This window comes from Fluoribacter dumoffii NY 23 (assembly GCF_000236165.1).
GTDB classification, from domain to species: Bacteria; Pseudomonadota; Gammaproteobacteria; order Legionellales; family Legionellaceae; genus Legionella; species Legionella dumoffii.
Map to the genome: position 1 here is coordinate 340,158 of NZ_CM001373.1, position 26,601 is coordinate 366,758.

Here is a 26,601-nt window from a genome sequence, read left to right on the forward strand (position 1 = left end):
ACCAAGGCCTCCTGCGATTTTAAATTTTGGAGGAGTAAATGCCAGGAATTAGTACTGATTTACGTAATAAGGAAGGCTAACCTCGATGTTTTGACTTGCCAGCAACATACAACAAAGATATATTTTTTACTTCCCTTCCCAAAACAGTATCACATGACCAAAATAGCGCTTTACTTAGCTGGTGGTGGAGCCCGCGGAGCATATCAGGCTGGGGTGCTCAAGGCGATCAGCACAATCCTTGCGACAAAGGAAATTCCGTTTGACATGCTTACCGGTGCCAGTGTGGGCAGTATTAATGCCGGTGTATTGGCTGAAAATGCCCTGGATTTTACTGCCGGGGCGAATAAGCTGGATGAATTATGGCGTAATATTACCTGCGATCATATCTTTAAGGCCAGTAATTATGCGCTTGGCATGTCAGCCATGCGTAACATGAGCAATATGTTGCTAAAACAACGTTTATTAGGACATATTCTCGATACGTCACCCTTACAGAAATTTATTAATAACATTATTAATTTTGAAGTTTTGGAACACTCCATCAAGAACAAGCACCTGGAAATGATGGAAGTGATAAGCAGCTGTTATGAAACCCAACAAACCATCTCGTTTTATCAGCACCATGCGGAGGATTTTGAAGATTGGAATGATCCGTTACATAGCAGCCAACGGGTGAACCTGCGAATGGAATATTTTCTGGCCTCCACTTCATTACCCTTGTTTTTTCCGCCTGCAAGAATAGATGGCTATCATTATGGAGACGGGCATGTAGGGTTAGCGGCTCCTCTTCGTGGTGCTATTCGGTGTCAGATGGATAAAATTCTAATAATCGGGACTCGCAGTTTACCCGATGCAAAAAGTCTGGGGAAAAAAATTCAGGAAAACGAGATAGATTTCACCCGGGTTTTAGGCAATATGGTCAACGGGTTATTTTTGGATAATCTCGAGCGCGATCTGGAATTGGTCAACCACATGAATAGTATGGCGCAAATGCTCCCGACAGAAAAAAAAGCGCATTCTCCCTGGCGCCCCATTCAGACGCTGCATTTACGGCCCAGTGTGGATATAGCCTCGCTCGCTCAATCCCATTATAACAACATGCCCATGCTTTTGCGTATTTTGTTAAATTTTCTAGGTGCGAAACGTCATTCCGGCGATTTACTCAGTTTCCTTTTATTTGAAAAAAAATTCACCTGCGAATTAATAAAACTAGGCTATGAGGATACGATGGCAGCCCATGATTCCATTTTAAATTTTTTTGAAGCCTAGGTGTTATCGGTATTGCAGTATTTTACTTTTTTCTTTTATAGGGTAAGGTCATGCAAATGAATGATAAATTGATTTATCGAGTGCTGCATTTTACCTATTCCGGGGAGTGATAAAGAACAATGGAAGGCGTGTTGATTTGTTTGATTCTTCTTTTTTTAATGGTAATTTCTGGAGTGATTACCCGTTTCGTTTCTTTCCTGCCCACCCCATTAATCCAAATTGCCATAGGGACGCTTTTGGCTGATTTATTCCCCGCCTTTTTTGATGTGGGATTTAATCCGGAACTGTTTATGCTATTGTTTGTCCCCCCTTTATTATTCAATGACAGCTGGCATTTTCCCAAGAGAGAATTTTTACTCTACACCCGACCCATTATTATGCTATCGATAGGCCTGGTATTTTTTACTGTGGCGGGAATAGGGTATCTGGTGCATTGGTTAATTCCCCTAATTCCTTTACCTGCCGCTTTTGCTTTGGCTGCAGTGCTTTCCCCGACAGATGCAGTTTCACTTAAATCCATGACTGCTGGAGCCCGGATTCCAGATCGGATGATGCATATTTTGCAAGGGGAGGCACTTTTAAATGATGCCTCGGGTCTGGTTTCATTCAAATTAGCCGTTGCTGCAATGGTAACGGGCGTATTTTCAGTTAAAAATGCATTATTAAGTTTATTAATTATCAGTTTCGGGGGGATTGCGGTGGGGGTGAGCCTCACTTTTGTTTTTATTTCACTTTTAGGAAAGTTGGCTAAACATAACGTGCATGAGACTACCACGGAAAATTTGTTATTACTGCTGTTGCCGTTTACTGTATATCTGGTTGCTGAAAAAGCAGGGTTCTCAGGCATTTTGGCTGCTGTTTCCGCAGGTTTTGCTGTAGATAGGGCTGGATTTTTGGATAGAACTCTGGCCAAAATGCGTCTGGAAGGCCATTTTGTTTGGGGTGTTCTTGATATTACTTTAAATGGAATTATCTTTATTCTGCTGGGATTATACTTGCCTCACTCGATTAAATTCCTCAAGGCAACGGGCTATAGCCTGTCAGAATATGCAATGATTGTCATTCTTATAACGATGACCCTGTTTTTCCTGCGAACCTTATGGATTTATTTAACCTTACCTTTTGAAGCGTTAATATCACGGCGGAACAAGAGTACTTGGCGTTTTCCCAATTTAAAAATAATCAGCACCTTTTCCCTCGGAGGGGTACGAGGTGCAATCGCCCTGGCGGCAATTCTATCTTTACCCCACATGATTCATGGCGCCCCATTTCCCGAACGTAAGCTTTTAATTATCCTGGTTATTGGCGTTGTTCTTTGTTCTTTATTAATTAGTAGTTTGCTGTTGCCTTTAATTACACCGGGTTTGAAAAACTTGCTTCATAAGCCCACCCCGGATGAAGAAAGTGAAGCAGTGCTGGCTCTATCTAAAGCCGCAGTTGAAGCAATTAAAGACAAAATGAAGAGTTTATGTGAAGAGGCAAATGAACGCGAAAGGGTGTTATGTACCGAGGTTGCGAATAAACTAATAGACTCCTTTAATCAATTCATTATATCAAATCACGGTACGGAAAGTGAAAAAATGGAGAGTATGTTGGCTTTAACCTTCGAACAACAGCTGCGATATGCTGCCCTGGAGGGAGCCCATAAGGAATTACGTACCTTAAGAAAAGAAAGAAAAATCAACAATACCACCATGATGAAAATTATTTCCCGGCTTGATTTACGGCAAATTGCCTTACATACAGAACATCAAACCATTTCCAGTTCTTTAGAAAAAAAGGCTCAGGGGGTCAAAAATATTTTTAGCACTCAGGCGGATTAAACTGTTTTCAGCATCTACAGTCATAATCCAGAACGCGATTGCTGAATTGCTTACCTTCTCCCTGGCATACAAGTGAGGTGCTGCATTGCCGGCAATTAGTTACAGGGCGAAGCAAAGAATGTTGGGATGGGGATATCTCAAGAGCACTTGTACTGGATGTTTTTCTTGGTTCTTCTGAAAATCTACTTGCATCTCTTTCTCTTTTAAATTTCAATGCACTAGGCCCTGCTCATAGAGTTACTTCTATTTTGAATCAGTTGTGGTCTTAATAATTCAAACTCAAATGGATACCTGGAGGATCTTACATGGGTGGTAAACGTGTTGCAGAGGAACACGAGTCAAGGTTAGATCACAAACAAAGGTTCAATATTGATGTTGCCAGCGGCTTGATTGTGGGGGTATCCCTCTCGGGACTTTTTAACCCCTGGGATCGGGCTTTGTTTTTATCAGTGAAACATAATCGTCCTTTTTTATCGTTTGAAAATTTTAAATCACCTTATCAAGGGTTTGCCCAGGCATTGGTGCAACGTACATTTCTTGGAGGTATTTATTTTATGGCCCAAGGCGAGCTTAACTCTTATCTGTTTCCCTATCTGCATGACCAGCTAGGGTTAAGTCAATCCGCATCCCAATTCTGTGTAGGTATGGCTGCCGGGAGTATTGGAGGGGCAATTACCAATAGTATTTCTGCTGTCAAATACCATACTTGGGGACAAGAAAATGCATCCTTTCGTTCAAGTAGCAAGGAAATGTGGATACAGGGAGGTTTGAACCCTTTTCTGAAAGGAACAATGGCTACAATGACCCGAGATATGGTCTTTGGAAGTACCTATGAAATGTTGCGAAGTGTAACAGGAGTGACTAAAAAATCAGCCGATAAAACTTCCAACTTGGCTAAACATCAAGAGTTTATTTATAATGCGGGTGCGGCTGGATTAGCGACTATTGCATCAAGCCCATTTAATTACGTTCGCAATATGCAATATGCAACCCCCCCAAACCAGAAACCTCCGTCTGCGCATGAGGTTTTAACCCAAGTATGGAAGGAATCGAAAAACTCAACCCCGACGCTCCTAAGCCGATTGAGTTTTTTTCAACAAAAATTCAGAATTGGTTGGGGTACCGCACGCGTTGCAGTGGGAATGGCTGTTGGGCAAAAATTATTTGATAAAACCCGGGAACATCTGGAACATATTTCATCAATAACCGTAGAGAACAATTTGAAAAAATAATAAATCACAGGAGTTAAAATGCATTTTTTTACAAGCGCGGCAAGGCACCACACCCTCCAATTTAAAAGACTTTCCGAATTTGAGGAAAATAAAGAAGAATATCTAAAGCTGGCTGCTTCATGGGCGAGGCAAGCGTGGGGTTATCTGCATAAAAATGAGAAAAAATACTATTTCCGGGAAGTTCTTTTAAACCAGGACCAGATTTATGTTGCAACCTTTAACGAGCAACCAGTTGGCATGTTTGGTTTATTTGAAAAAAGATTTGATTCTTTTCGCGACCATTCTGCAGAGGGAGACACTACTTCCAGAAAATTAAAAGTGGTGTATTTTGATTATATTTTTGTCGAAGAGAATGCAAGAGGTTTGGGTTTTGCAGGCAAACTTTTGAATAAAGCAAAATCGTTAGCTGTGGAACAGGGGGCTGATTTAATTTACCTGGATACTTTAAATCCCAGATTAAATAAAATGTATATGAAACTTGGTGCCAAGGTGATTTGTGAGGGGCAATACATGGAAAATCCAACGGATGTATTAAGTATTAAGCTTTGAATAAAGAAAGCCCTTATTTTTTTAATAATTTTAAGTCGGGTTTTGCCCGACAACCCCATCTGCTTCAAATTGTCATGCGTCATAGAATTTATTTAATCCTTTGGATGCGGTTGAATTTGCCCCTAAGGGCCAGCAAAACTGAAAATAAAATGTAAATTTGTTGCTCAAGCCAGATGATTCTGAGGTTACAGAAATATAATAGGTGACTTTTCTTATTTAATAAAAAATAAAATGCCAGAGTCGATTAAATTAACCGTCAGTGGAGAAAGCGCTGGAACAATTGAAGTAATTATTGATAATCCTCCCACTGCATCAGAACTTACCGCAACATTCATCTACACACCACTTCCGCAAACACCTGTCCCGAAAGAAATGTTATTTGGTTTTCGTGATTCCTTTGGGAAGGAGCATACAATGCTTATGGAGCAGGAAGAAAAAGGTCAATGGAGAGCAAGAAAATCGATGTCGCCCTATGAAATCACCGATTTTTTTATGCATCCTGATGTCAAGCCAGGTGAACTAATCCCTAACCCTAATATCAAAAACAAAATTATCTTGGCCGAGGGGAAAATTGTTACCGCGATTTATGAAGAAAGCATGCTGGTGAAGCAAATGCCTCAGGAGCATCTGAAAATAATGGCATTGATGGACTCTATGCCGAAACTTGCATCAGGCGCAATCGATTTGGGTAAAGCCGAGCGTATTGCTGAAGGCGGGACTCATGTGCTTTATCGATTTCCCGATTCTCCTGTTGTGGTTAAATTAATGAAACAAAATCCCAATCCCCTGGAGCTTGAGGAATTAGAGAAAAAATACGCGGTTTTATACGAGTGTTTTGATAAGGATGGGAAAAATCGGTGCATTCGCGAACATCATATTACCCTGCCCGTGAGTCTTCCTGGAAAAGATCCCCAAAATGCAGCACTCTCAATCGTCCCTTATGAAGAATGTTTCCAATCTAAAGTAAAGTTTGATTTTAAAATAGAACCTGCGGAACTGGACCCTTATTTAACGGAACACCAAAAAAGCTTGTTTGATAAATCAAATAAGGCGCTGATTCATAAAGAAGACTCTGGAGGCCAATTTGAACCCAAGGATTATGAGGTTATTGATCCGCGCATTGGTGGCATTTTGCAGCGTTTAGACAGTGATCCCCAACTGCGTGAGGTAATGGGTGAATTTCTCACCCATTATCGTGATTTTTACCAAAAAACGAACATCATTTTGGATGCCATGGGATGGGAAAACATCTTGTTTTACAAAGATGAACAGGGGGATTGGCAATTCAAAATAGGCAGTGCTATCAAACACGATACCGGCAAATATACGAATGAATTATTTAATGCCCTCCATTCCGGGATGGAAGTGAATTTGAATGATTTCTTTAATCTTACCCATGCCTATTTTTCCCCGGCAAACATTCGGGCAGTAAACGTCTGTGCGATGAAACTTGGCCTAGCTCCCGTTATTCATGATGTCATGATCGATTCAAGCGATTTATTCAAGGTATCTCATGCGTTATCAGTTCCCGAACGCATGCTGGCCTACGCCCGCCATGGTGATTTTACAAAAATGGAAGAGATCCTGCTGGACAATGAACCCCAGCTCCATTTTAGTCTGAGAGATTTCTGGGCATATGCTTTAATTGCTGATGAGTATATTAAACACGGCCAACCTCCCAAAGCACTTAAAAACTACCTTGATATTGTGTACAAATTCCCTGTTGCTTCGTCTGAAAATAAAGCGGAAGTAAAACAAATATCCGATTCCAAAACAGCGATCCTTGACCGTAAAAGCCTGCATGAGAAAAAAATAATGCTTCATGAGGAACTCAAGAGAGCCGTACCTCCCTATCCCTCAATCACGGCGACTGGCGGGAAACAGGAGTCGACGGCAACAGTGACCCACAACTATAAAAAGCAACTTCAAGAAGCAAGGACAGAGCTTACAGAATATCCTTCTTCTCATGTTAATTCATATGGTTGAAGTTTTTTCGTTGTCCTGTCTGCAGATGAAATTTTGCAGACCTAATTGATCTCGGAAAGGACAGGATGTATTATGAAACATCCTGTTAAAATAAAGGCCTAATTATGTTTTTCAAACGAGAAGTTAATCCGAATGTTACCCCGCAAGAATTAAACCATGCGATGCTAAATGCGAAAGCGCAACGTGAGTTGCTCGAACGGCAAATGAAAGATGGTTCTGTTCCAAAAACAGTTGCACAAGACGAAATGCGACGCCTGTCGAGTCTTGTTACCGCTTATGGTGAAAATTTGATAACCGCACTGGAAACACAACCTGCCAAGTTCACTCCCTAGTCGTACTTTCTAGAATAATGCGGGAGTCTTGAGACTTCCTGCATTATTCTGCATCAACAATTCCGACAATAATTGCCATTCGCTGTCTCTTAGAACGCATTCAGAAATGGCGCGTTTTTTTCATTTTGACAGAAAATGAGCAATTATTTTATATGGATGATTTTTAAGTTATATTAAGGAATCAAATATAAAAATTCTCCTTTATCCTATGGAGCAGTGATGGAGCACCAAACAAATCAATCGGACGATAATTTTCCTGAAGAGTTCAGGAATCCGCCCCTTCCAGCTACTTCTTCAGAATTGGTTACCGTATTGTCCCATTATTATCGAGGGGAAATTGGGCGTATGTCCGGATGGCGGGATCGTATCGATCGAACCACTAATTGGGCAATTACAGCAGCGGCTGCGATGCTTTCGTTGTCTCTATCAACCTCATCAGCCCATCATGGAGTACTGCTTTTTGCAATGCTGCTGGTATTGCTTTTACTTTTCATTGAATCGAGACGCTATCGATTCTTCGATGTGTACCGAACGCGGGTGCGCATAATCGAGCGTTTTTATTTTGCACCTGTCTTTACTGCCTCCGGCCCAATCAAGGAGCCTTGGTCAGAAATTTTAGGAGAAACTTTAAGTAAACCACGTTTTCTAATGAGTTTGAGCGGTGCCATGTCCCGAAGATTGCGTCGAAATTATGTATGGATGTTTTTAATTTTGCTGCTGGCATGGATCCTGAAAATCTCCTCTCCCAAGCTGCAAAGTACGGGGGCTAGGCAGGAAATGGGGATGTCTTACTATGAAATTGTGGGGAATGCGGCGTTAGGACCTATACCCGGTTGGATTGTTATTCTCTGTCTTTTGCTCTTCTATGTATGGATTGCTTGCGCGTGCCTTTACCCGGCTAAAAACACTGGGGAGCTGGTCTATGGGGAGGTGCATGTTTGATTGTATCGTTGCTGGTTATTCCTGTTTCCACACCAATTTTGCGAATCAACTGACTCCAACTTAATCATGCAAAAAGCGAAAACCGCTCTTTTCTGCATCCCTTACCAGAGAGGCATGCTTCATGGTCTGGATAGGGCATTGGGTAGAGAAACTGGGGTCAGGCTTCCTTAATTAGGCACATGGCTGTAAAATAAAAGATCAATTTCATCATTTATCGCTGCGATGGCCTCTAATCATCCAAATACGGATCAAAATAAAACCACCCGGAGTTTAATAAATCCAAAGAAATTTAAAATTTTTATTTTCCAGCCAGAGGAAAGTTTTTTTACATCTTCATTCGAAGAGCGCTTGAAGATTTTGGAATCCCGGGTTTTACTCGCAAAGAAGAAGATGCAGGAAGATGTATTGGAAGAGAAAGATGTGGACAAAATCGAAAAGAATAAAGAAGTTAAAATGGGGTGGTTCCAAAATAAGAAAAATAAGCTGGGAAAATGGCTAAGCAGGGAAGAGCAGTCAAAACCAGTTTCTCCATCAGAAAGACAGCCCGCTCCTCCCTCGGCGATATTTGTCGCCCCCGAATACTTGTTTAAAGATTTTTCCGAGCTTTGTTATCAAAGATATTATACCCAACAACAAAAAAACGAATTCAAAAATAAGTTAAAAGAATTATCTCTTAATACGGATATGCTCATTGTCCCCGGCACTATGTGTTGGCGTAAGAAAGCCAAAGCAGATCAAAGTACCTATTATCGAAATACAGCGTATTTTTTCTACCATGGGGAAGTCCAAAAATATAAGAAAAAAAATCCCCACACTCATTATGATTTTGACTATGTGGATGAAGGCTTTTTAGGATATATGGATCTGCGCCGGAATTATTTTAAAACGGGACAAGATGCTCCTGTAAAAGATTTTCTTGGCATCAAGATTGGCAGTGAGATTTGTTTTGATAGTGTTCAAGGGGAATTGTTCCACTTTATTAAAGAGAATAAGGTTATTTTAGATATGCAACTCATCCTTGCCGACGGGGCAAAAGGGGCCACACCCGTAGAGCAGGAAGGAGTTCTATTTATTAAAGTGGAAAAAAATAAGGAAGAAACTCAAATTGGCATCCTGAAAATAGATTCTCTTGATAATGAGAAAATAGAATTAAATCCAGCTCTTTCCTCAGATTTTTTAGACGGGGACGATCTCACCTGCTTTAAATTTAAATGAACACACGATCCTGGCTCAGGGAGCTTGCTGCCTACTTCAAGTTCTTTTTTAATCTATACTAAATAATAAACCGAAATCATTGGATGTATCATGAAATCAGCTCCCGACAAGCCTGATTCCGAACAGAACGAGCCCTTGAATTTAGATTCGCAAGTTCATGCTGGAGGGGAAAAAAAACCTGTTCCCGCTCGTGATTCTGATCTCATAGATTTCAGTGCTGATCCCGAGCAAGAATGGCGGGTTTTTCTAAATGGCTCAAAAACTCTCAGTGATTCCTGGGGCAGCGATCAAATGCAGTATGCCAAGCTGTGTCATGCTGCGGTTGAAAAATCCCTGCAAAAAATGGATACCGAGCGCATGACAGCCAGATCATTATATGAATTTTTAGCTGGGGAAAGACGTGCTATTGCTGAGGAATTAATGCAACCCTCAAGGAAGAGAATTGGTTTGATAAGATCGTTTGATGATGATAGGGGATATACAACGCCCATTATGCCCCAGGGGAAATACCGTGATTTTTTTGAGCAAGTTCAAGAGCGAATTAAATCGCTATACACTAAAGAGCCCAAACCAGAAGATGGATACATCATTGAGAAAGACACTTCAAGAGGAAAATTCAAGCGAGGCGACAGAGTATTTATAACTGATGGTGATTTGGTCCTGACAGGATTTAATTATCCAGCAGATGTCCCCCCGGCGATGCAGCCTTATCAACCGAGCTTTACTTTTGTACATACCTATGCTGAATACATTCCCAAAATTTACGAAAAAGTTGATAAGCTGTTTGCTTCAATACTTGAACATCCGGAGCCAACCAAAGAAAACATGCAAAAAATTGGGGAAATGGCCTGGTACCTGGCTCATGCAATGCCTTGCCAACGCGGTAGTGCGGCGACCACAGAATTGTTTGCCAGAACCATGATGAAAAAAATTGGTTTACCGATTGTACCCTATGAGCATCCTGTCCCTCTGGACTTTGAGGCATTAATTGAACCCGATAAAACGAAATTTATCGAACGTTTCACAAACGATTTTTATCCTAACCTGAATAAATATTATGAGGCATCAGGCGATAAGGAAAAATCACAGCACGTTGCGCAAAGCGACAGTTTTTCCAGCTATTCCATTTTTAAAACATTCAAGGAAGACCTCAACAAAATAGTCAAATCAGCGAGCGAAATTTTGGATAATTGGAGTTCTGCTCCGAAAAATAAATAGGTAGAACGAGTCAATCAACCCCATTCAGAGTAAATCCCTGCCTGAGTATTCCTTATTCCTTCAACGAGATCAATAATTGATCAAAATAGGTGTGTTCTGGTATACTATTACTTATACTAACTGTATCTTATTTCTATCATGTACGCTCTAATTGGTCCAACCAACTTCGACAAATCCAACACCTATCTCGAGACAGAAGGCCGGTGTTATGGAAACCATAAAATGGTTAATGACGTACGAAGCAGATTCCTTGAGGGTGTCCCTCCAGATAATGTCACTCAATTACTTGTACCCTATGATAAAACGTTGTTTGAAGGTAATCCCGGGGTTACCAAAACAGTAAGTTTTTGCATCGTTCAGCAAAGCGAGGATAGAGTCCCTGTTTTTCTATTACCGGCAACAGAAGATTTAACTGCCAAGATGAGCAGTGAGCAACGAAAAAACCATATACAAAAGATGTTTAATGCATGTTATGAAAAATATCTCCTGGATTGCACTAACAAAGGAATAACTCCAGTGGAACAAAAATATTGTACCGCGACCACTATAGGCGGTACAAAAACAATGTGGGGTGGAAATCATTTTACCGCCATGATCAAACCCCCAGGGGATGAGCAATGGCAACATGTAGATCCCACAAGTTTTGGCGGTCCGCAATGGCTTAACCGCAAACAATGCGGTGGTTATTCTTCAATGATTGAAGCCGAAGCGCTGATGCATTATTCCTCAATGACGATAAAAGCAGCAAAGGAGGAGGAACAGCAACATTCGGTAGTGCGTTCTTTTCGACAATTCATCAATAATTTGGCCTTTAAATTTAACACCTGGTTTGCTGGCAACCGCAATGAAGTGAACCGAAATTCAGAATATAAAGAAGTGCCGCGCGGCACATTTGAAACCACCTATGCTGAAATGGCAGATTTTAGTGCGGGCCGTTTAGCCAGAGCATTTAATTACCAGGAATTCATTGATTTAAGAATAAATGGCAAAACGCCGGCAATGCTAGAGAGTCAAGCAGAAGCTACAAGCAAACCCAGCTCGCTAAGTAGTGATGATTTTGACACTGAGACTTTTTCTCCCTGAACGTTTCACTAAGGCTCAATTCAAAATTCTTAATCCCCCTTTAGATAGGGGGATTAAAAGACCCAATCTTCATTTCCCCATTTATAAATTGGAATATCCCTAATTTCGTAATTGTCTCTCTTGAGTCTGGAAGCATAACAAAGGAGCAGTAATTTTTCTGCACCTTTCATATGGATTTTTTTATCCTATACTATGCTGAAAAATTAACAATAAGAATTTTTATGAAAAGAGTGTGTGTCTATCTCGGAGCCCATTCAGGGAACAATAAATTATTCGAACAGGCCACGATAAAGCTTGCTCAGGAACTTGTAAGTATGGGGCTTACTTTGGTTTATGGCGGTTCAAAATTAGGGATGATGGGGCTTTTATCAACTACAGTTAAGGAACTTGGAGGTAAGGCGATAGGTATCACCACCACTCATCTGTTAAACCAGGAAAAAACATCTGAAATCCTGGATGAACTGCACGTAGTTGACTCCATGCAAGAGCGCAAAAGAATGCTGCAACACCTGGCTGATGGATTTATCGTTATGCCAGGAGGATTAGGAACATTAGAAGAAGCAATAGAAACATGGAATTCGATAAAAATAGGTGAAAGCAATAAAAAAATAGGCTTTTTAAACGTGGCTAATTATTTTGATAAATTATTTCATTTTATAAATCATTGTGTGGAACATGAATTTATGAATACCCACCAATCGACAATTCCAATAATACATAGTGAGCCTTTTTTGTTGCTTCGGGATTTGATTGGGAGGGATGAAAGGAACTGATTCCTCATTGCATTTAGACTCCTATAATAATCCCGAGGCAATCGATCGCCAGATGATTAAATGACATAACGTCAAAGATTGATGTGATCTAAAAATTATGAAATGGTAGAAAGGGTTTTAGGCAAATACTTTTTTGCATTAGGTATGCTGGCTAAAAATGTTGAGAGATAAGACCAAACTCTATCTAGTTCATAAATCCAATCTTTGCGGGTTGGGTAGATACTTTATAGCAGTGTGGAATTCACGACATACCAAGTTCGATATGACTCCTTTTGCCCTCATTAAATTCTTGTTTTTTAGCTTGTGCTAAAACAGTAAAAAATGTTGCCTGGACGTTTCGTTTATATAAATATTCTTCTTTAAAAAGAAAATCAGACTCAAAAGAAATGTTTTTTTCTATTAGAATTGGTTTGATTAATTCTTCAAATTTTTTCTTATCAGAAGAACTTACATTTGGGTGCAAGGAGTTCACTCCCACCTTCAAATGAAAACTTTGCTTACACTCTCCCAAAAAATAAATGATATCTTTTAAAAAGTTTTCAGCGTCGCCCCTGGAAGAGATTTCAAGTTCCTGAAGGTGCGGGGGTAAGTTTATTGCAAGTAACTTCCAATCCATAAAAAGAAAGGTTGTTGTTGTAGAATGAATGGCAAGTGAAGTTAAACCCTCAGAATCTTTTAAGCTAGTTATTATCTTCTCTGAAAGCTCTTCTTTTGCAGTAAAAATTAGTTGTTGGATATGGGTATTGGTTTTCAAAGCTAATTTAAATGCATCAACTGCTTTTTGGTCATCCTCTGAGGCAGTAAAATTTTTTAAATGTAAGCTCTTTATACTGTTCCCCTTAGAGCTTATAAAGAATTGGAATATATCGATTAAATTTCTGAAATCTGAAGGATGTAAACAATGCGCCGCTAATTTTAATTGTACGAGGGAGCTATTTTGTTTTAGAGCTTGGGACAAAAGTAGAAAATGAGCTGGTTCAGTTCTCTTAAAAGACCAAGTTAGATTTTTTAATGTACAAGTTGGGCGAGCTAAAATATTAGAAACCAGTGAAATTGCACGGGTTGGATCAAAATCTAAATTACTTGTGTCTAGTTCAATTTGGGGGAAATGAGGATTTCCTTCAATTTCATGAAGAATTTTTTCTAAAAAACTACGCCTAACGCCCTTTTGTTGAAAAAACAACTCTGTCGGATATTGGCGCTGAGTAATAATCTCTTTTAATATGGCGAGTATCTCTTCTTCATCCTCAGCATTAATCTTGAGGAGAAGTATTTTTCCACGTTCTTTACGTTCAATAAAAGACTTAATTGCTTCACGTTGACTGCGAAAATCATAAGAAATTTCGAGCTGCATAACCATAAACATTAAGCTCCATAAAGGGGGGATAATTGTATATCAATAAGTTTTTTTTCTATAGGGTGCTATGTTAATTCCATAGCAAATAATAAGTGTCTTGTGCAAAGTTCGACGCTACATTTTTTAAGATCCTTAATAATCTCTTAATAAAATCCAAATATAATTTCACCTGAATATTAATTATTCATCCAATTAATAAACGAATTTAAGGATGGATGGGGGACAGGTAAACTTAGTTATTCTTAATCAATAAACTATGAACGATAAGCAGTTGTTGAGGAAGATATTTAAGTTAATCATTCCACATATATCATTAATCGCTTTATGTATTTTGAAGCATAAAAATTTACATTATCCATGCTCCGCATAAGGTCAAATGCTTCTACAAATAACTCCATAGCTTTGTTGATACATATCTACTTTTCTCGAATGAACATTAAGGTGTGGTTCAAATTATCTAAACAAAAGAATAGAAAATACAGAGGTATTTAGAATGAAAAATTTTTTTTTCTCAGAATCTAGCAAAGAAAAAAATAAAACGCATTATTTCTTGCAAAACTTTCCATGTATCGAACTTTGGCGTTTTTTTGTAGAGCGCTCGAGGTATGATGACAGACAATTTTCATACGATTTGCTGATTAAGTCCTTGGAAGAAATAAAAATTAATTTTCATGGAGCTTATAGAATCCTCAAAAGAGAGGAAATTATGGAATATTTAGAAACGGTTAAACTCAATGAACTATACCAGCTGGCAACTCGAGGATTCTCAATATTTAATTTAAGTTTACTGAATTTAATTATACATTTTTTCAAGTTTGAGGAGCAAGACCAACAATTACTCAAAGATTATATCGAAATGCGTAGAGCATGGGCTGGTTTTGATCAATCAGAGCCTGGTTACATGCTTGGTATGGCACATGGTTTTGCCTTTATTATAAAAAATTTACATCAGCCAGATGCTCTTGATATAGAATTTATAAAGTCGCTTCATGCTACATGTACAGCGGGTGTCAAGAATCTATTTACAATTGTAAAAGCAGGTGAGTTCAGGAAAAATTCGTTAGTTGGATGGACACTGGACTCGAAACAAAATACCTTTGATGGCATTTTTGAAATTTTACTCTACATGCAGACACCTGAGTGCAAAGGACTCACCTTTATGGATAAGAGTGGAAAAGTTCTTGCTAGTACCAGGGATAAGGATTTTGATCCTGGAGAAAAAGCAGTATTAATTTGGGATATGCTCAAGCAAGATCAGGTAATCAACATCCGTTGCTCTGAAATGGATGAAAAAATTGTTGATGTGGAACGATACCTTAATGAAGTTTGCCATTCCCATTTAATGACTTATAAGAAAGAAATTTCGGAGTCAAATTCAAAACATGAAAAATTGACCGCCATATTCAAATTTATAAAATACACGGTTTTACACCACCCATTTCCTGATGGTGTTGGTCGTACATTATCTATGCTTTTAACATTTTATTTATTGATGCTTAACAATTTATTACCTGTCATATTAAAAAATTCAAATAATATTCCAGGTTGGTCGGTTAAAGAGATGGTTGAAGAATATTTATCGCTTGAAAAGGAGATGAATGAAGTTTTACGAAATCCCAGTTATCTTTCAAGTGATCTTTTTGCACCCAATAACATCGATACAGTTGCTTACCTAAAACAACTTCCTGAGACTCCTCGAAATCATTTTTATGATGCAGTTGAAATTATGCAAAATGCGATACACTTATATAACTTAGAAAATCAATACGACACCTCTTTCCCTAGCGAGATTATCAAATTGTAGGAAGGTCTATAACGAAAGATGAGTAGGTATTCCGGTAAGATAGCCACCTCACGGTGGCTATCTTAACTAAAAGGGTTATCTTTTTAAAAGTCTAGAAATTAGAAATCCGATTCCACCCGCAATAAGCAAAGAGGTTAAAAGATTTTCTTTTACTTTTTGCAGTAATTCGTCAAACAATCATGGGATGCGAGAATATGTTTAGACAAAGATAATTCAAAAGAGATTTCGTATCGGTTTGTGATGTCCTCTTAAGTCGATTAGGAAGAATACCTGATGAGCGATCCCAACAATTAATCTACGATACTTTAAGTTGGGCAAAATCTAATTATTTTGAGTTTGGGTATCATTGTATTAATAAATCTCAAGTTAAAGAATGCTTAGGTAATCCCCCCGAAAAATAACTGATGTCGAAAGTAGAATTTTCTCGTACCCTATGACGAAGAGATTCTTCATGAAAAGATCAAAATTTACAGACAGTCAGATCCACTCAATTCTAAAACAAGCTGAAAATGGGACCCCTGTTTCAGAACTATGCCGAGAACATGTCAACTTTAGATTGTCGCATTTTAGTTCCACAAGAAGTCTGATTATAGATAAGCAGACTTCTTGTATAAAGTGTAGGGCTGATTCAACTTGCTAATGCAACACAACATTTAATGTTTTCACATAAATCATGACGTTCGTAGCATTATTTCCTACACTCATACACAATTTATTCAAAACCTTTTGCCAATTAAAAAACCTGGTTCAAATCCACAATAGGTATCTTCCTTTGCCTTTTTAAAAAAACTTTTTTGGGCTAACAATCCTTGGGCTAAGGGATTAATTGTTCGGGAAAAATTAATCTCACTATGAGAATGAATTGGTCGTGGGCAATCATCATCGCTCAAATACCACCTGGAAATAAGCTCTTCAATCAGTGCCTTGGTATCGGATGATTTTTTATTTAGTTCTTGCTTTGCTTTCATGAGTCGTCCTATTAATTATGTAAAATTGCATGAGCATATTAGTCTTTAAAAACGGATTCTACCACATGGAACATGCGTAATAGTGGGTTTAGTTCTTGTTGACGCATCAATTAATTTCCGAATTTCCTTTAATAATCTCATGAGGTGTAAAATAATTTAGAGATTTTTTAGCCTTGAGTCTAGCTTATTCATTATAACTAGGGCGTTTTTTTAAGGTTTGAGCCAGAGCAAATTCCAACAAGTGTCAATCCACCTAAAAACATCGCAGCTGTTTTATCAAATCGCGTAGCAACGCGTCTGCCCCCTTTAATTCTATTGAAAAAACGCTCACTGTAATTTCTTTCTTTATAAATATGAACATCCTGCTCAAAGTAGTGAATTCTATTTTTCTTGCAAGGAATAACAATCACAGTACCTCAAGCACTAAGTTCGTCCCTAAACTCATTGCAATCATAAGCCTGATCTGCAAGTAAATAATCACTTTTCTCTTGATTCAACAGGTTCTTTGCTACTTTTATTTCATGCTCTTGTCCGCCTGTTATAATAAAACCTAAAGGCAAACCAAAAGCATCAACTTTTTACGTGAATTTTTGTACTCAAACCACCACGACCTCTTCCAAGTACAAATGCGCTAATGAATATGCTGATATTTGCGTTGTTATTAATAATCAATTTCCTGGTCACATCAGGCTAGGACGCTGGGCTTACAGCCCAGCCTATGCTTACGAAACAAAAAAACATTAATTACCAAACCGACATATGAATGAAATAAAATCAGATATCGTGTCTAAAGTTATTTACTTTCTGATTCTCAATCTCCGGTAATTTCTCCAGTATTTGATTAAACAGCCCCAGGTGTTTCTTAATCACATTTCCATAAAGCCTGGAAGTAGTCAAGGCGCCAATATCAGTCTCAGTTAATTCCATTTTTTTTGGTCTTTTTTCAAGCTTATTTTGCATATCTAAAGCACAAATCAGTTTATTTACTGCTGTTATTTTTTGTTCAGCACTATAACCAAATTTAAGCGTAAGTATTTTTGTACGATGATGAGCTGCTAAATCTTGTCCCCCTGCTTCGGATATGCGCTTAAAAACATATTCTTGCAAATCTTCTTTAAATTTTTCCTTTGGATCCTTAAGGTCAGAGGGAACGTTTTCCTTAGCCTGGCTAGAAATAGAGGGTTGAGCTGGTTGGGGTATGGATGTCTGGGGTGGGTCTTCTGTCTGAGAGGCGCTTACCCTCGCCTCTACAGAATGCTCTTGAGAATCGTTAACGTGCACATTAGTAGCTTCCTGTTCTTTTTCCTGTTCTTTTTCCTGTTTCTTTTCGGCGGTTGAATCCTGCTTAACTCTTTCTTCTTTAGGAGAATGCTCTTCATCTAGTAATCGTTTTGCAGCGTAAGCAAGATAGATGTTATAACTGTTCTCATCGTTATCAAGAAACATTTGGTCACGTTTTTTACAAGCCTCTTCACAACCTCGCAACCATTTCTTACTAAAAGCGTCAAATTTATCGATTAGATTCTGATTGAGTTGAGCGGTCTTACGATCGCCTAATAAATGCGCTCTTGTTTTTGATTCCAGCAATAAGTCTTTAAGATTATGAGGGGTTGGTTGATCTGAGGAAATCTCCACTTTTTCTCCCATAAGCATTTGATAAAATTTTATAAATTTATCATTTTGCGAGTATTGCATGATATTGGGTGGCGGAATAAAAACATAATTTAGCTTATCATTTTCATCATAAAGCGGAATTCTTAAACTGTCTTCAAACAGGGCTTTGCCATTACCCTGCAATAGTTTTTTGAGATATAAAACACAAAGCGCACCGGAATGGCTTTTATCCACCTGCTGTTGGGGGGGGAGGCCCTTATCAGTGAGCAAGTCCGCTCTGGGAGAGAAAAAGGCTGCCGAGTTTAATCCCTCATCAGTATGATCTAACATTTCTTTTGGAAGGATGTCGACCCCCCATTCTACTGGTTTAATAATTTCATGTTTGGTAATTATAACGGCTTCAAAATGTACATTACTTCTTGGGCTACGCACATTGTTGGTAAATACATATCCAACCATCTCATCTTCACCAAGGGACTTTTGGATATCGAGCATTTCATCGATTGCTTGCTCTTTTGTTAAACAACAAGTGTGCATTGCCAAGCTAAGTTTTGAACTTAAACGTTTTCTTCTTTCTTCTAATTTGGATTTTTCTTGAGCAGATAAATTTGTTTGGCAAAAAGTCTCAATCTCATGCATTTGTGCTGAATCCAGATTTTCCTTTAATCTGTTATTTTCCAAAAATCCTTTAGATTTCAGAAAACTATAAAGCTCATTTAGCTCTTTAGTTAAAAGGTGTGCATATGACTTTGAAATAGCAGAATCACTGAATTCGCATATTTTTAAAAAATTATAGTACGGGAGCGTTTTAGCGGTAACTGCATCAAGCTGAGCAGCAAAACCCTTAATATTATCTTGTAGGACATGCGTATTAAAATCTCCGTTTCTTATCAAACGAATCCCATGTTTGTTTCTATAATAAGCAAAAATCTCACCCAGCTTTACATAATCAAGGGCGGTTTGATGCTCATCAAAATCCGGGATTGCTCCAATTGGCGAAGCCTGGAATTGTGCCTTTTTGCTAGATTTTTCTCTCATGATAACTCCGGCGAAAGAAATACTGTGGAATAAGATGATTTTTTGGACCATCCGAATTTTGGACTTATGTTAATTATTATAGTATATCTGCTCAAAATGAGGGCAATGCGTATGTGCTATGGGCAAATATTGCTGTTCAAAAATTTAAATGATGCTCTATGAATAAAATCAGTTTTTTGATAAAACGAATCCACTAAGAGTGTTAGGCATAGGCAATCAATCGAAGCAAGAAAAGATTTATGAGGCATTCAATTGCCATTATTTTGAATTAAACTTAGTTCTATAGTGATAATAACTCCAACATAAGGCAGCAATTTTTATGGCTGAAGAATTCAAAATTCCAAATCTAAATGAAATTCGGGAAGCCAGAAAGCTTCTTGGTGATAAAATTTTGTTAACTCCAGTGTGGGAATGGAAGGGGCAGGAAAAAGATGTTCTTTTTGGGAAAAATACGCAATTATTTCTCAAGCTTGAAACTCTCCAATATGGTGGTTGTTTTAAACTTCGCGGTGCCTTATTAAATATGATGGCTCTAAAGGATAGTGAATTAAAAAACGGAGTTACTGCTATAAGTGCTGGTAATCATGCAATTGCAGTAGCGTCCGCTGCAAAACAATTAGGTATTCATGCGAAAGTTGTTATTCCAAAAACAGCTAACAAATTTCGAGTTCAACGGTGTCAAGCTTATGGGGCCGAAATAATCTATTGTGACACCATTAACGAAGGTTTTAATTTAGTCCAAGAAATTGCAAAGCAGGAATCTCGAGCTTTTATTCATCCTTTTGAGGGGTACCATACGGCATTGGGAACTGCCACATTGGGTTTGGAATTTGCGGAACAAACTAAAGGATTAGATGCTGTAGTTATCGCTATAGGAGGAGGCGGCTTATGTGCAGGCGTTTCAAATGCATTCAGTCAAGCACAACCCTCGTGCACTATCTATGGAGTTGAGCCAGAAGGCGCAGACACAATGAATCGCAGTTTCATGGCCAATAAGCCCATGGCCATTAATAAAATTCAAACCATCGCAGATAGCCTGGGTGCACCTAAAGCCGAACCTTATAGTTTCCATTTATGTAAACTGAATGTCGATAAATTAGTAACTGTCAGTGATCAGGAACTTATTACTGCAATGAAATTAATTGCAGAAGAACTTAAAATGATGGTTGAGCCTGCTTGTGCAGCAGGCATTGCTGCATGTCTTGGTCCTCTAAAAAATGAGCTTCATGGAAAAAGGATCGGGATCATTTTTTGTGGGAGTAATATGGATATCAGTACCTTTTGCGGTCATTGTAATGAGTAACACAGTATTACAAATATTCGATAAGATCCTCAATAACAAATAAGGAATGTAAAAAATGGACTTAATGCGGAGAAACTTGATTGGATTAATATATGCTTTTTTCTTTCTTACTCATAGCTTGGCGCAAGCCTCTGTAACTCCCATTATATGCGATCAGGATTATGCGCTTTGTACTTCTGCCCGCTGTATTCCCTTACCTGGAAGTTCGACCAACGCAATTTGTGATTGTGTCGTAGAGAAAGGTAAAAGTGTCGGCTATAAAACGTGCAAAGAGAGAAAACCTGTTCAAGACAGATACAAAGTCATGACGCTCATTTCAACATTTTCATTTGCGCAATTTGCAACCAAGAGCTCAATGAGTTGCCCGCAAGGATCTCCATGGACGAATTGTGTTGATATGGCGTGCACAGTTGATCCGCAAAATTCAAAACGTGCTTTGTGTAATTGTAAGATAGAAAGAGCACAAGCCTTTGTTACTTTTGGCGGTGATTGTAATACCGATACCTGCTCTTCCAGTTACTGGTCTGGTGCAACCAAAGCAAATGGCATCATTCTTCGTAAAGCATTAATGCAAGAATTGCATTCGGAACCAAAGAAACAACCAATGGTGTGCCCCACTAAATCATCACAAACTAAATAAGCATTAAATATATGCTTCTATAAATTTGGAAGCTCATTTTTATTTTTATACTAAAGGAGTTTTTGATTACTTAGCCAGCGAATGTTGGGTCATTCTGACCCAACATTGATTATTCACTATTAAAAACTATACCAGGGAAAAACTATATACTATCACTCAAAATGGAAATAAGACGGCATCGTCAGTCATTTTTCTAGAGCTAATATAAATTGTTGGGTCAAAATGACCCAACTTATTGCCAATTAGAGTTTTGCAAAACTGTTTGCTGCCATTTCAACATCTGACTCATTTTCTTCGATGACATTCTCATCATTTCCTTTTAAAGAGGCAATTGAAATCAACAGCTCTTTAGGCAAACTACTGAAAATTGAAGTGCCAGTACGAAATGCTTGAGCAAGAGTTCGTGAATTTTTTCTTATTTCTGCGATCCTATTAAACTCATTTTTTAATATCTCAGATGTGGGTTCTAACTCTTCGCTTGATAAGGCGTTTCTTATTCTTTCCGCTCCAAAGTTATTATCATCACGTACCGATTTTTCTATAAGTTCTGGAGTTACTAAAGCTCCAGCTTGAATAAGTGTTCTAACAGTCATCGCTTGTAGTTTATAAATACTATTAGAAGGATCAACCGCACTGCCACGCATCCATGCATCGGAAACGGCTTTTTTTGTCACTTTAGCACGATCTTCGATCATTATATTCAGGCATTCTGTGGTTGGCTTTAAGCCAATTGTACTTGCGTACTCCAGAACATTTCTAATAATCATAAAATCATACGTAGCCAATGCTTTTTCTAATAATTGAGGGGTTAAATCCACTCCTTGCTCGATAAGAGCACGCACTGTTTTTCTTCGCTCAAAAAAATCAGTATTTGCTAACGCTTGTTCTAAATTTATGTCTAAATGTATTTCTTGTTTCATTTGCATGATAAAAACCCTTTATATCCAGTTTAATAAAGCCTAACGAATCATGTTTCGTCAGTATTTAAAAAATTAATTTATTGAGAGGGTTAGAGGTTATTCTAAAAGAAGAAGTCTTCTATTTTCCAAGTAACCGAATTGCTCTCGCCAAATCAATTTCCTAGTCGTCAGTATTTAAACAAATGGTTCAGTTTAAATCCAACAGTTTGTACTGATATGTCATATTAGAATTTTTAATATCACCATTTTTTTCAATGAGTTAGATTTATCGGGTTTGAAGTTTTTGATTAAAAAACTTAAAGACACTATTTTGAAACTATTCTAGGTTTGTTGTATTTATTTGAATTAGAGGCATTGTTCTTTAATAATTTTCATAAGCCATAGTAGTGGTTTGTAATTGCGTAAACGGTTGTGATACAACATCTGTACGGTAAAATTTTTTTAGGAAAAGGCAGAGTTTTTATTACAAAATGCTTCTTTTCATTTAAGGAAGTTGCCAGACATCGGGGTACAATTGCCAGGTAATCTGTATCGCGAATAACTTCAAGAGCACTAATTAAATTGGGAACTGTTATTTTAATATTCCTTTTGAGGTTAGATGGATCCAATTGCTTGTTTAATGCTTTTTCAATGAACAGTATGTTCACATGCTCTGCTTCAATAAGCATTTTTCGGGTTAACTCTTTATCAGCCAGCGGATGTGATGTGCGCATTGTACAAGCCATTTCATCTTCAAGTAAAAATTCTTTGTTAATCATTTTACCGTGTGGTAGAAAACTTGCCAGAATAGCTAAATCAGTTGTGGTTGCTAACAATTCGTCTAGATTTAAATTCTCTGATATCCAAACTATTTTTAAGGTAATATTGGGAGTATATCGCGCCAGATAACTCGATAATTTAGATAAAAGCAAAAGTTCACCATGACTTCCTAAAACCACATTAAATGTGACTATTTCAGTACTGGGATCAAATTCATCTTTTGAAAAAATTTCATCCGCGTAAGTTAAAAAAGTTTTAATCTTGGGCATTAACTCTAAGGCTTTAGGAGTGGGTTTAAGGCCATGTGCTTCGCGAATAAATAAAGGATCCTCGAAAACATCCCTTAATTGTTTCAAAATGCCACTCATAGCCGACTGACATAGGTTAGATTTATCTGCAGCTTTTGAAACAGAAAGCTCGTTTAATAAGGTGTCAAGATATACCAGTAAATTTAAATTTACTTTTTTCAAGTCCATAAAATTAACCTGCTACCAGATAAATTTTGGAATGCCGTAATCTGAGTATAGTTAATTTTAAATCATTCTTTCTTGATTAAACTTCGTGCGCGGGGCTGAAAAAAACCAGCGCATGCTCTGAAGAATAAACTAATATTTACATTATTATTATATTTTTTAATGAACAATCAATTTCCAGATAACGTCACGATCTGACGCTCGTTAAGTGAGGTTTGACAATCCATAGATGATTTTAATACAATGCAAGCATGACATTATTTAATCAATTTGTTTAATATGAGTGGCAAAGGGTTACATTATTGGCGACAAGCTTGGGATAATGCCGGATTCTCTAAAGATTATCAGAATGCTGATTATTTGTTGAAACGCTATGCACGACAATCGTTTACTTCTTATGGGAACGAGATAGCCCATTTTTATTTTGGTGAATCAAGAAGTATTTTTGTACCAACTATTAACTCTCAAAGCCGTCGCTCTACTCCGGATAGACAACGAATGGATAGTGTTATAGATGATTTGCAAGGTATCCTTAATGGTCGTCCTATTTATAAAGATGGGGATTTGCATAACATACTTCGGGTATTTGGTGAAAAGACTAATCGGGATTACACGACATCCTTTAATATTGCAGAAAAACCATCCTTTCTTGAAAATTTTATTTTCCTTGAATTTTTCTTTTCATTTCTGAAGAAATGTTTTGGTTATGATCAAATCGAAGAAAAAGAGAATAGTTTCTCTCCAAAAAATTAAAAGTGCTCTTTTTTAAATTGACTTAATTCAGGTTAGGATAATTCAATCAGGAGTATGTGAGTTTTATCACCTGTTATATTGGAGCAACAGCAAGCATCATATCGACCTCCTGTATCTTTCAAAAAGCCTTCATAAGATAAAAGGGTATTGGTAAATGTTTTTTATTCGGGATTGGCGGAGTGTTTCTAAATATCAAAATTCTTCGGATTATTTCCATTTTGGAATAAATTAATTTCTAAAATAACTCTTTCTCAAATTAAATTATTTAAATACAATTTGCCAGCTAATGTTTATTCATAGTTTCTTCAAAAACTTAATCCTTGAAGAATAGCCACAGCACAAGAATTGTAGCGCAAGAAATGCCCTAATAACCTCACATCATCGAGAATTTATCAATTCCATATACAGATGAATTTAATAGATGCATTTGGAGAAAAACATGTTTTTTAAAAAAGAGACTCACGCATTATCCACTAAAGTTGAAATTCAGGGTAAATGGACTCCCTTTCCAACATACTATAATCTCCCCAACAAAAAAGTGTTACACGTCTTTAAGGATTATGAGAACAAGAAAGTAATACTTAAACTCTTTTTAGCCACTAATCTGGAGGCAGCAATTTGTGAAAAGGATTTTGATGACTGTTTTTATCACTTTAACTTATTGGGCATCTTTCAAGATGGTTCTATCTTAATCAAATTAAACCAACAACTGATAAAAATTTCTGCTGAGGACTTGAGTATCATTTCATCTCAAGAATGCCCCTTTAGAGGAAATTTGGTAGGATTGCTTGATAACAATAATTTTTTTGTGATTGATTTCGTCGAGCGTAAGCCCCCCTATTTTTTATTCATTTATGGCTGGCATGAAGATAAGTTTATCCCGGTACATCAAGAAGAACTGAAAACGCAGCCTAAGAAGAATGTTGGATATTATGATACGGGAGAATTTACCAATGTAACCTCTTTGGGGCAAAATCGTTATTGCTGCCATATTCATAATTCGAATCCATTTGAATTTACACTATTAATTCTAGAAATTAATTCCCAAAATAATGAAGTTAAAGAATTAAATCAAATTCAATTGAGAGCACCTGATACTCAGGGGGAAACCTATCTTTTAGGAGGAAAGTATCTTGTTTTCCCAAATGGATACCTACTTACGTATTACCCACATCACGATGGTCTCCAAATATGGGATCCCGTAGCTGGAGCGTGTCTAAAACAATGGAATTGGGGTGACCTTGATCTACCAAATAATTTTAATGTACGAAATATAAAGATGGCGGTTTTTCCGGATTCAATACACTTATTAATCCATATAAATAATAACTTATTTTTATTTAATACCCATAATTTGAAAATGCATATCATTAAGGATGCCGGTGAAGTAGAGAAATTTCTTGAACTTCATATATTGCCAGGTGGTGACGCTATGGTGGCTTTTAGAAAAGACGATGAACTTAACGTCTCATCCTTTGTTTTGCCGCAAATAAAACATGAGCGAGATGCTTTTGTCGACAGTCAACTTTTTTTTAGGCTGGCGGCTCGTCGAGCAAATATCCCCAGAGAATTGGTTGATTTGATTCTTTTACAAACGATCACTCCCGATGCGAAACATCTATTAGCGACAAAGTTAACTGATATAACAGAAATCGAAAAAGAACAATCTTCACTAACAGAAATCTACAAATATTAAAAGGATAATGACGTTTGGCATGTAATTTTAGGAAATTAGTACCGTAAGTTATTTAATATTTTCTTAATTTTGCACAAGTATACTGCATACTAAAATTTCCTTTTGAAATTAATGCCAAACCATTGAGTCAATGATAAAGGCTTGGGAATTAGTGTTTCTTAAAAATAATTTTCAACTTAATCCAAGAAGCGTATCCCATTAGACCTCTCAAGGATATTTAACCATCAGTTTGCACTATATAGATTCAATTATCTATAATTTATTTTTTCAAAAAAATCAAAGTGAGTGATTTAATGTACGATCAAAAACTTGTATGCCGCAGCATATCAAATATTCTATCCCTTCCTGAAAAAGGCTACATTCCTCCGAAAGCAGGTTCTTCTTTCTCCGCAGGAGATACGCATGGAAATGCTATTGCTTTGGTAAGATATCTCTATGAGGCAGGTATAATTAACATCAGCCAAGAACAATATAATGAATTAATCAAAATTTACGAGATTGACTCGCGTATGAGCGATCGCAGTGCTTTAAACCAAAGGGTTTTGCAACGGTTCAGGCATATTGTACGTGACGGATTTTCAAAGGCCCAGCTTCCGAATGGCGTCACTTTGCGTTGTTTTGGAGATATGCTTGCAGACAGGGGAAGTAACGATGTACTGTCCCTGTTCGTCTTATCGGAAATGCGTTTGGCTTTCCCTGAACTACGTGGTGTTATCCTTCTCTCAAATCATGATAAATGTTTATTAAGCAATTATTTAAGAGGCGCCTTAGCCCCTGGAAAAAAATTGACTATGGAGCTTTCTCCTTGTTCTTCTCTTACTCGATTAAAATCATTAATTGATAATCGCATCATT

General features: G+C 37.6%; 22 protein-coding genes and 3 pseudogenes. 18 read left to right on the forward strand and 7 right to left on the reverse strand.

Going from position 1 to position 26,601, the window contains the following annotated elements:
- Positions 1-153: 153 nt before the first annotated feature.
- The 11 genes from KYQ_RS01540 to KYQ_RS01600 all read left to right on the forward strand — a co-directional run bounded on the left by KYQ_RS01540 (position 154) and on the right by KYQ_RS01600 (position 12,422).
- Positions 154-1,269: a patatin-like phospholipase family protein gene (locus KYQ_RS01540; RefSeq protein ID WP_010652598.1), complete on the forward strand. Its 1,116-nt coding sequence runs from the start codon at positions 154-156 to the stop codon at positions 1,267-1,269.
- A gap of 119 nt (positions 1,270-1,388) precedes the next feature.
- Positions 1,389-3,092: a Na+/H+ antiporter gene (locus KYQ_RS01545; RefSeq protein ID WP_019349490.1), complete on the forward strand. Its 1,704-nt coding sequence runs from the start codon at positions 1,389-1,391 to the stop codon at positions 3,090-3,092.
- A 305-nt stretch (positions 3,093-3,397) separates the two neighbouring features.
- Entirely contained in the window at positions 3,398-4,324 is a 927-nt protein-coding gene (locus KYQ_RS01550; protein WP_019349491.1) for a hypothetical protein, read from the forward strand.
- An 18-nt stretch (positions 4,325-4,342) separates the two neighbouring features.
- Positions 4,343-4,873, forward strand: a complete 531-nt coding sequence (locus tag KYQ_RS01555; protein ID WP_010652601.1) for a GNAT family N-acetyltransferase — start codon at positions 4,343-4,345, stop codon at positions 4,871-4,873.
- Positions 4,874-5,104: 231 nt separating this feature from the next.
- The gene (locus KYQ_RS01565) at positions 5,105-6,859 is read left to right on the forward strand and encodes a hypothetical protein (protein WP_019349493.1); all 1,755 of its coding nucleotides are present in this window, start codon (positions 5,105-5,107) and stop codon (positions 6,857-6,859) included.
- A gap of 104 nt (positions 6,860-6,963) precedes the next feature.
- Positions 6,964-7,191 carry a hypothetical protein gene (locus KYQ_RS01570; RefSeq protein ID WP_010652603.1) on the forward strand — a complete coding sequence of 76 codons (228 nt, stop codon included), beginning with the start codon at positions 6,964-6,966 and terminating at the stop codon, positions 7,189-7,191.
- Positions 7,192-7,410: 219 nt separating this feature from the next.
- Entirely contained in the window at positions 7,411-8,133 is a 723-nt protein-coding gene (locus tag KYQ_RS01575) for a DUF2270 domain-containing protein (RefSeq protein WP_010652604.1), read from the forward strand.
- 348 nt (positions 8,134-8,481) lie between these two features.
- Complete coding sequence (locus tag KYQ_RS01580) at positions 8,482-9,348, forward strand: carbon-nitrogen hydrolase family protein (protein WP_231294589.1); 867 nt, start codon at positions 8,482-8,484, stop codon at positions 9,346-9,348.
- A gap of 90 nt (positions 9,349-9,438) precedes the next feature.
- Positions 9,439-10,566: a type III effector AvrB4-1 gene (locus KYQ_RS01585; RefSeq protein ID WP_010652606.1), complete on the forward strand. Its 1,128-nt coding sequence runs from the start codon at positions 9,439-9,441 to the stop codon at positions 10,564-10,566.
- Between the two features lie 222 nt (positions 10,567-10,788).
- Positions 10,789-11,649 (forward strand): hypothetical protein, encoded by an 861-nt coding sequence (locus KYQ_RS01590; RefSeq protein WP_019349494.1) that lies wholly within the window; start codon positions 10,789-10,791, stop codon positions 11,647-11,649.
- Between the two features lie 221 nt (positions 11,650-11,870).
- A complete protein-coding gene (locus KYQ_RS01600; RefSeq protein WP_029488950.1) occupies positions 11,871-12,422 on the forward strand; it encodes an LOG family protein in 552 nt (183 codons plus the stop codon).
- 241 nt (positions 12,423-12,663) lie between these two features.
- Here the strand turns inward: KYQ_RS01600 and KYQ_RS01605 are convergent, their stop codons facing one another.
- Positions 12,664-13,788, reverse strand: coding sequence for a hypothetical protein (locus KYQ_RS01605; RefSeq protein ID WP_010652609.1), 1,125 nt, complete (start codon positions 13,786-13,788; stop codon positions 12,664-12,666).
- A gap of 484 nt (positions 13,789-14,272) precedes the next feature.
- On the opposite strand from KYQ_RS01605, the gene KYQ_RS01610 reads away from it, so the two are divergent.
- Positions 14,273-15,583, forward strand: coding sequence for a hypothetical protein (locus KYQ_RS01610; protein ID WP_010652610.1), 1,311 nt, complete (start codon positions 14,273-14,275; stop codon positions 15,581-15,583).
- A gap of 451 nt (positions 15,584-16,034) precedes the next feature.
- A pseudogene (locus KYQ_RS19045) lies at positions 16,035-16,127 on the forward strand (transposase); the annotation flags it as partial.
- A gap of 172 nt (positions 16,128-16,299) precedes the next feature.
- Here the strand turns inward: KYQ_RS19045 and KYQ_RS01615 are convergent.
- The 4 genes and pseudogenes from KYQ_RS01615 to KYQ_RS01625 form a co-directional block, all read right to left on the reverse strand.
- Positions 16,300-16,551: a hypothetical protein gene (locus tag KYQ_RS01615; protein WP_010652611.1), complete on the reverse strand. Its 252-nt coding sequence runs from the start codon at positions 16,549-16,551 to the stop codon at positions 16,300-16,302.
- A gap of 210 nt (positions 16,552-16,761) precedes the next feature.
- Positions 16,762-16,907 (reverse strand): annotated as a pseudogene (locus tag KYQ_RS19675) (IS5/IS1182 family transposase); the annotation flags it as partial.
- Between the two features lie 60 nt (positions 16,908-16,967).
- Positions 16,968-17,114 (reverse strand): annotated as a pseudogene (locus KYQ_RS19680) (transposase); the annotation flags it as partial.
- Positions 17,115-17,325: 211 nt separating this feature from the next.
- Positions 17,326-19,203, reverse strand: a complete 1,878-nt coding sequence (locus tag KYQ_RS01625; RefSeq protein ID WP_019349496.1) for a hypothetical protein — start codon at positions 19,201-19,203, stop codon at positions 17,326-17,328.
- A 319-nt stretch (positions 19,204-19,522) separates the two neighbouring features.
- Between KYQ_RS01625 and KYQ_RS01630 the strand changes: the two genes are divergently transcribed.
- Both KYQ_RS01630 and KYQ_RS01635 read left to right on the forward strand, forming a co-directional pair.
- Positions 19,523-20,506: a threonine ammonia-lyase gene (locus KYQ_RS01630; protein ID WP_010652614.1), complete on the forward strand. Its 984-nt coding sequence runs from the start codon at positions 19,523-19,525 to the stop codon at positions 20,504-20,506.
- A 55-nt stretch (positions 20,507-20,561) separates the two neighbouring features.
- Positions 20,562-21,146 (forward strand): hypothetical protein, encoded by a 585-nt coding sequence (locus KYQ_RS01635; protein WP_019349497.1) that lies wholly within the window; start codon positions 20,562-20,564, stop codon positions 21,144-21,146.
- A 242-nt stretch (positions 21,147-21,388) separates the two neighbouring features.
- Here KYQ_RS01635 and KYQ_RS01640 read toward each other — a convergent pair whose 3' ends face one another.
- Entirely contained in the window at positions 21,389-22,072 is a 684-nt protein-coding gene (locus KYQ_RS01640) for a hypothetical protein (protein ID WP_010652616.1), read from the reverse strand.
- 365 nt (positions 22,073-22,437) lie between these two features.
- Complete coding sequence (locus KYQ_RS18120; protein ID WP_050799688.1) at positions 22,438-23,301, reverse strand: LysR family transcriptional regulator; 864 nt, start codon at positions 23,299-23,301, stop codon at positions 22,438-22,440.
- A gap of 276 nt (positions 23,302-23,577) precedes the next feature.
- Here KYQ_RS18120 and KYQ_RS01650 point away from each other — a divergent pair, with 276 nt between their 5' ends.
- The 3 genes from KYQ_RS01650 to KYQ_RS19265 form a co-directional block, all read left to right on the forward strand.
- The gene (locus tag KYQ_RS01650; protein ID WP_010652618.1) at positions 23,578-24,051 is read left to right on the forward strand and encodes a hypothetical protein; all 474 of its coding nucleotides are present in this window, start codon (positions 23,578-23,580) and stop codon (positions 24,049-24,051) included.
- Between the two features lie 439 nt (positions 24,052-24,490).
- On the forward strand, positions 24,491-25,747 hold the full coding sequence (locus KYQ_RS01655; protein ID WP_010652619.1) for a hypothetical protein: 1,257 nt from the start codon (positions 24,491-24,493) through the stop codon (positions 25,745-25,747).
- A 293-nt stretch (positions 25,748-26,040) separates the two neighbouring features.
- Positions 26,041-26,601: hypothetical protein (locus tag KYQ_RS19265; protein ID WP_029488951.1), on the forward strand; the 561-nt coding region annotated here is incomplete at its 3' end.

Excerpts from the sequence above, each read along its gene's own strand:
- KYQ_RS01640 (WP_010652616.1), bottom strand. The coding sequence starts at position 22,072 with ATGCAAATGAAACAAGAAATACATTTAGACATAAATTTAGAACAAGCG.
- KYQ_RS01630 (WP_010652614.1), top strand. The coding sequence starts at position 19,523 with ATGGCTGAAGAATTCAAAATTCCAAATCTAAATGAAATTCGGGAAGCC.
- KYQ_RS01600 (WP_029488950.1), top strand. The coding sequence starts at position 11,871 with ATGAAAAGAGTGTGTGTCTATCTCGGAGCCCATTCAGGGAACAATAAA.
- KYQ_RS01655 (WP_010652619.1), top strand. The coding sequence starts at position 24,491 with ATGTTTTTTAAAAAAGAGACTCACGCATTATCCACTAAAGTTGAAATT.
- KYQ_RS01650 (WP_010652618.1), top strand. The coding sequence starts at position 23,578 with ATGAGTGGCAAAGGGTTACATTATTGGCGACAAGCTTGGGATAATGCC.
- KYQ_RS01585 (WP_010652606.1), top strand. The coding sequence starts at position 9,439 with ATGAAATCAGCTCCCGACAAGCCTGATTCCGAACAGAACGAGCCCTTG.
- KYQ_RS01625 (WP_019349496.1), bottom strand. The coding sequence starts at position 19,203 with ATGAGAGAAAAATCTAGCAAAAAGGCACAATTCCAGGCTTCGCCAATT.
- KYQ_RS01540 (WP_010652598.1), top strand. The coding sequence starts at position 154 with ATGACCAAAATAGCGCTTTACTTAGCTGGTGGTGGAGCCCGCGGAGCA.
- KYQ_RS01610 (WP_010652610.1), top strand. The coding sequence starts at position 14,273 with ATGAAAAATTTTTTTTTCTCAGAATCTAGCAAAGAAAAAAATAAAACG.
- KYQ_RS01590 (WP_019349494.1), top strand. The coding sequence starts at position 10,789 with ATGGTTAATGACGTACGAAGCAGATTCCTTGAGGGTGTCCCTCCAGAT.
- KYQ_RS01570 (WP_010652603.1), top strand. The coding sequence starts at position 6,964 with ATGTTTTTCAAACGAGAAGTTAATCCGAATGTTACCCCGCAAGAATTA.
- KYQ_RS18120 (WP_050799688.1), bottom strand. The coding sequence starts at position 23,301 with ATGGACTTGAAAAAAGTAAATTTAAATTTACTGGTATATCTTGACACC.
- KYQ_RS01545 (WP_019349490.1), top strand. The coding sequence starts at position 1,389 with ATGGAAGGCGTGTTGATTTGTTTGATTCTTCTTTTTTTAATGGTAATT.
- KYQ_RS01550 (WP_019349491.1), top strand. The coding sequence starts at position 3,398 with ATGGGTGGTAAACGTGTTGCAGAGGAACACGAGTCAAGGTTAGATCAC.
- KYQ_RS01565 (WP_019349493.1), top strand. The coding sequence starts at position 5,105 with ATGCCAGAGTCGATTAAATTAACCGTCAGTGGAGAAAGCGCTGGAACA.
- KYQ_RS01575 (WP_010652604.1), top strand. The coding sequence starts at position 7,411 with ATGGAGCACCAAACAAATCAATCGGACGATAATTTTCCTGAAGAGTTC.
- KYQ_RS01555 (WP_010652601.1), top strand. The coding sequence starts at position 4,343 with ATGCATTTTTTTACAAGCGCGGCAAGGCACCACACCCTCCAATTTAAA.
- KYQ_RS01615 (WP_010652611.1), bottom strand. The coding sequence starts at position 16,551 with ATGAAAGCAAAGCAAGAACTAAATAAAAAATCATCCGATACCAAGGCA.
- KYQ_RS01635 (WP_019349497.1), top strand. The coding sequence starts at position 20,562 with ATGGACTTAATGCGGAGAAACTTGATTGGATTAATATATGCTTTTTTC.
- KYQ_RS01605 (WP_010652609.1), bottom strand. The coding sequence starts at position 13,788 with ATGTTTATGGTTATGCAGCTCGAAATTTCTTATGATTTTCGCAGTCAA.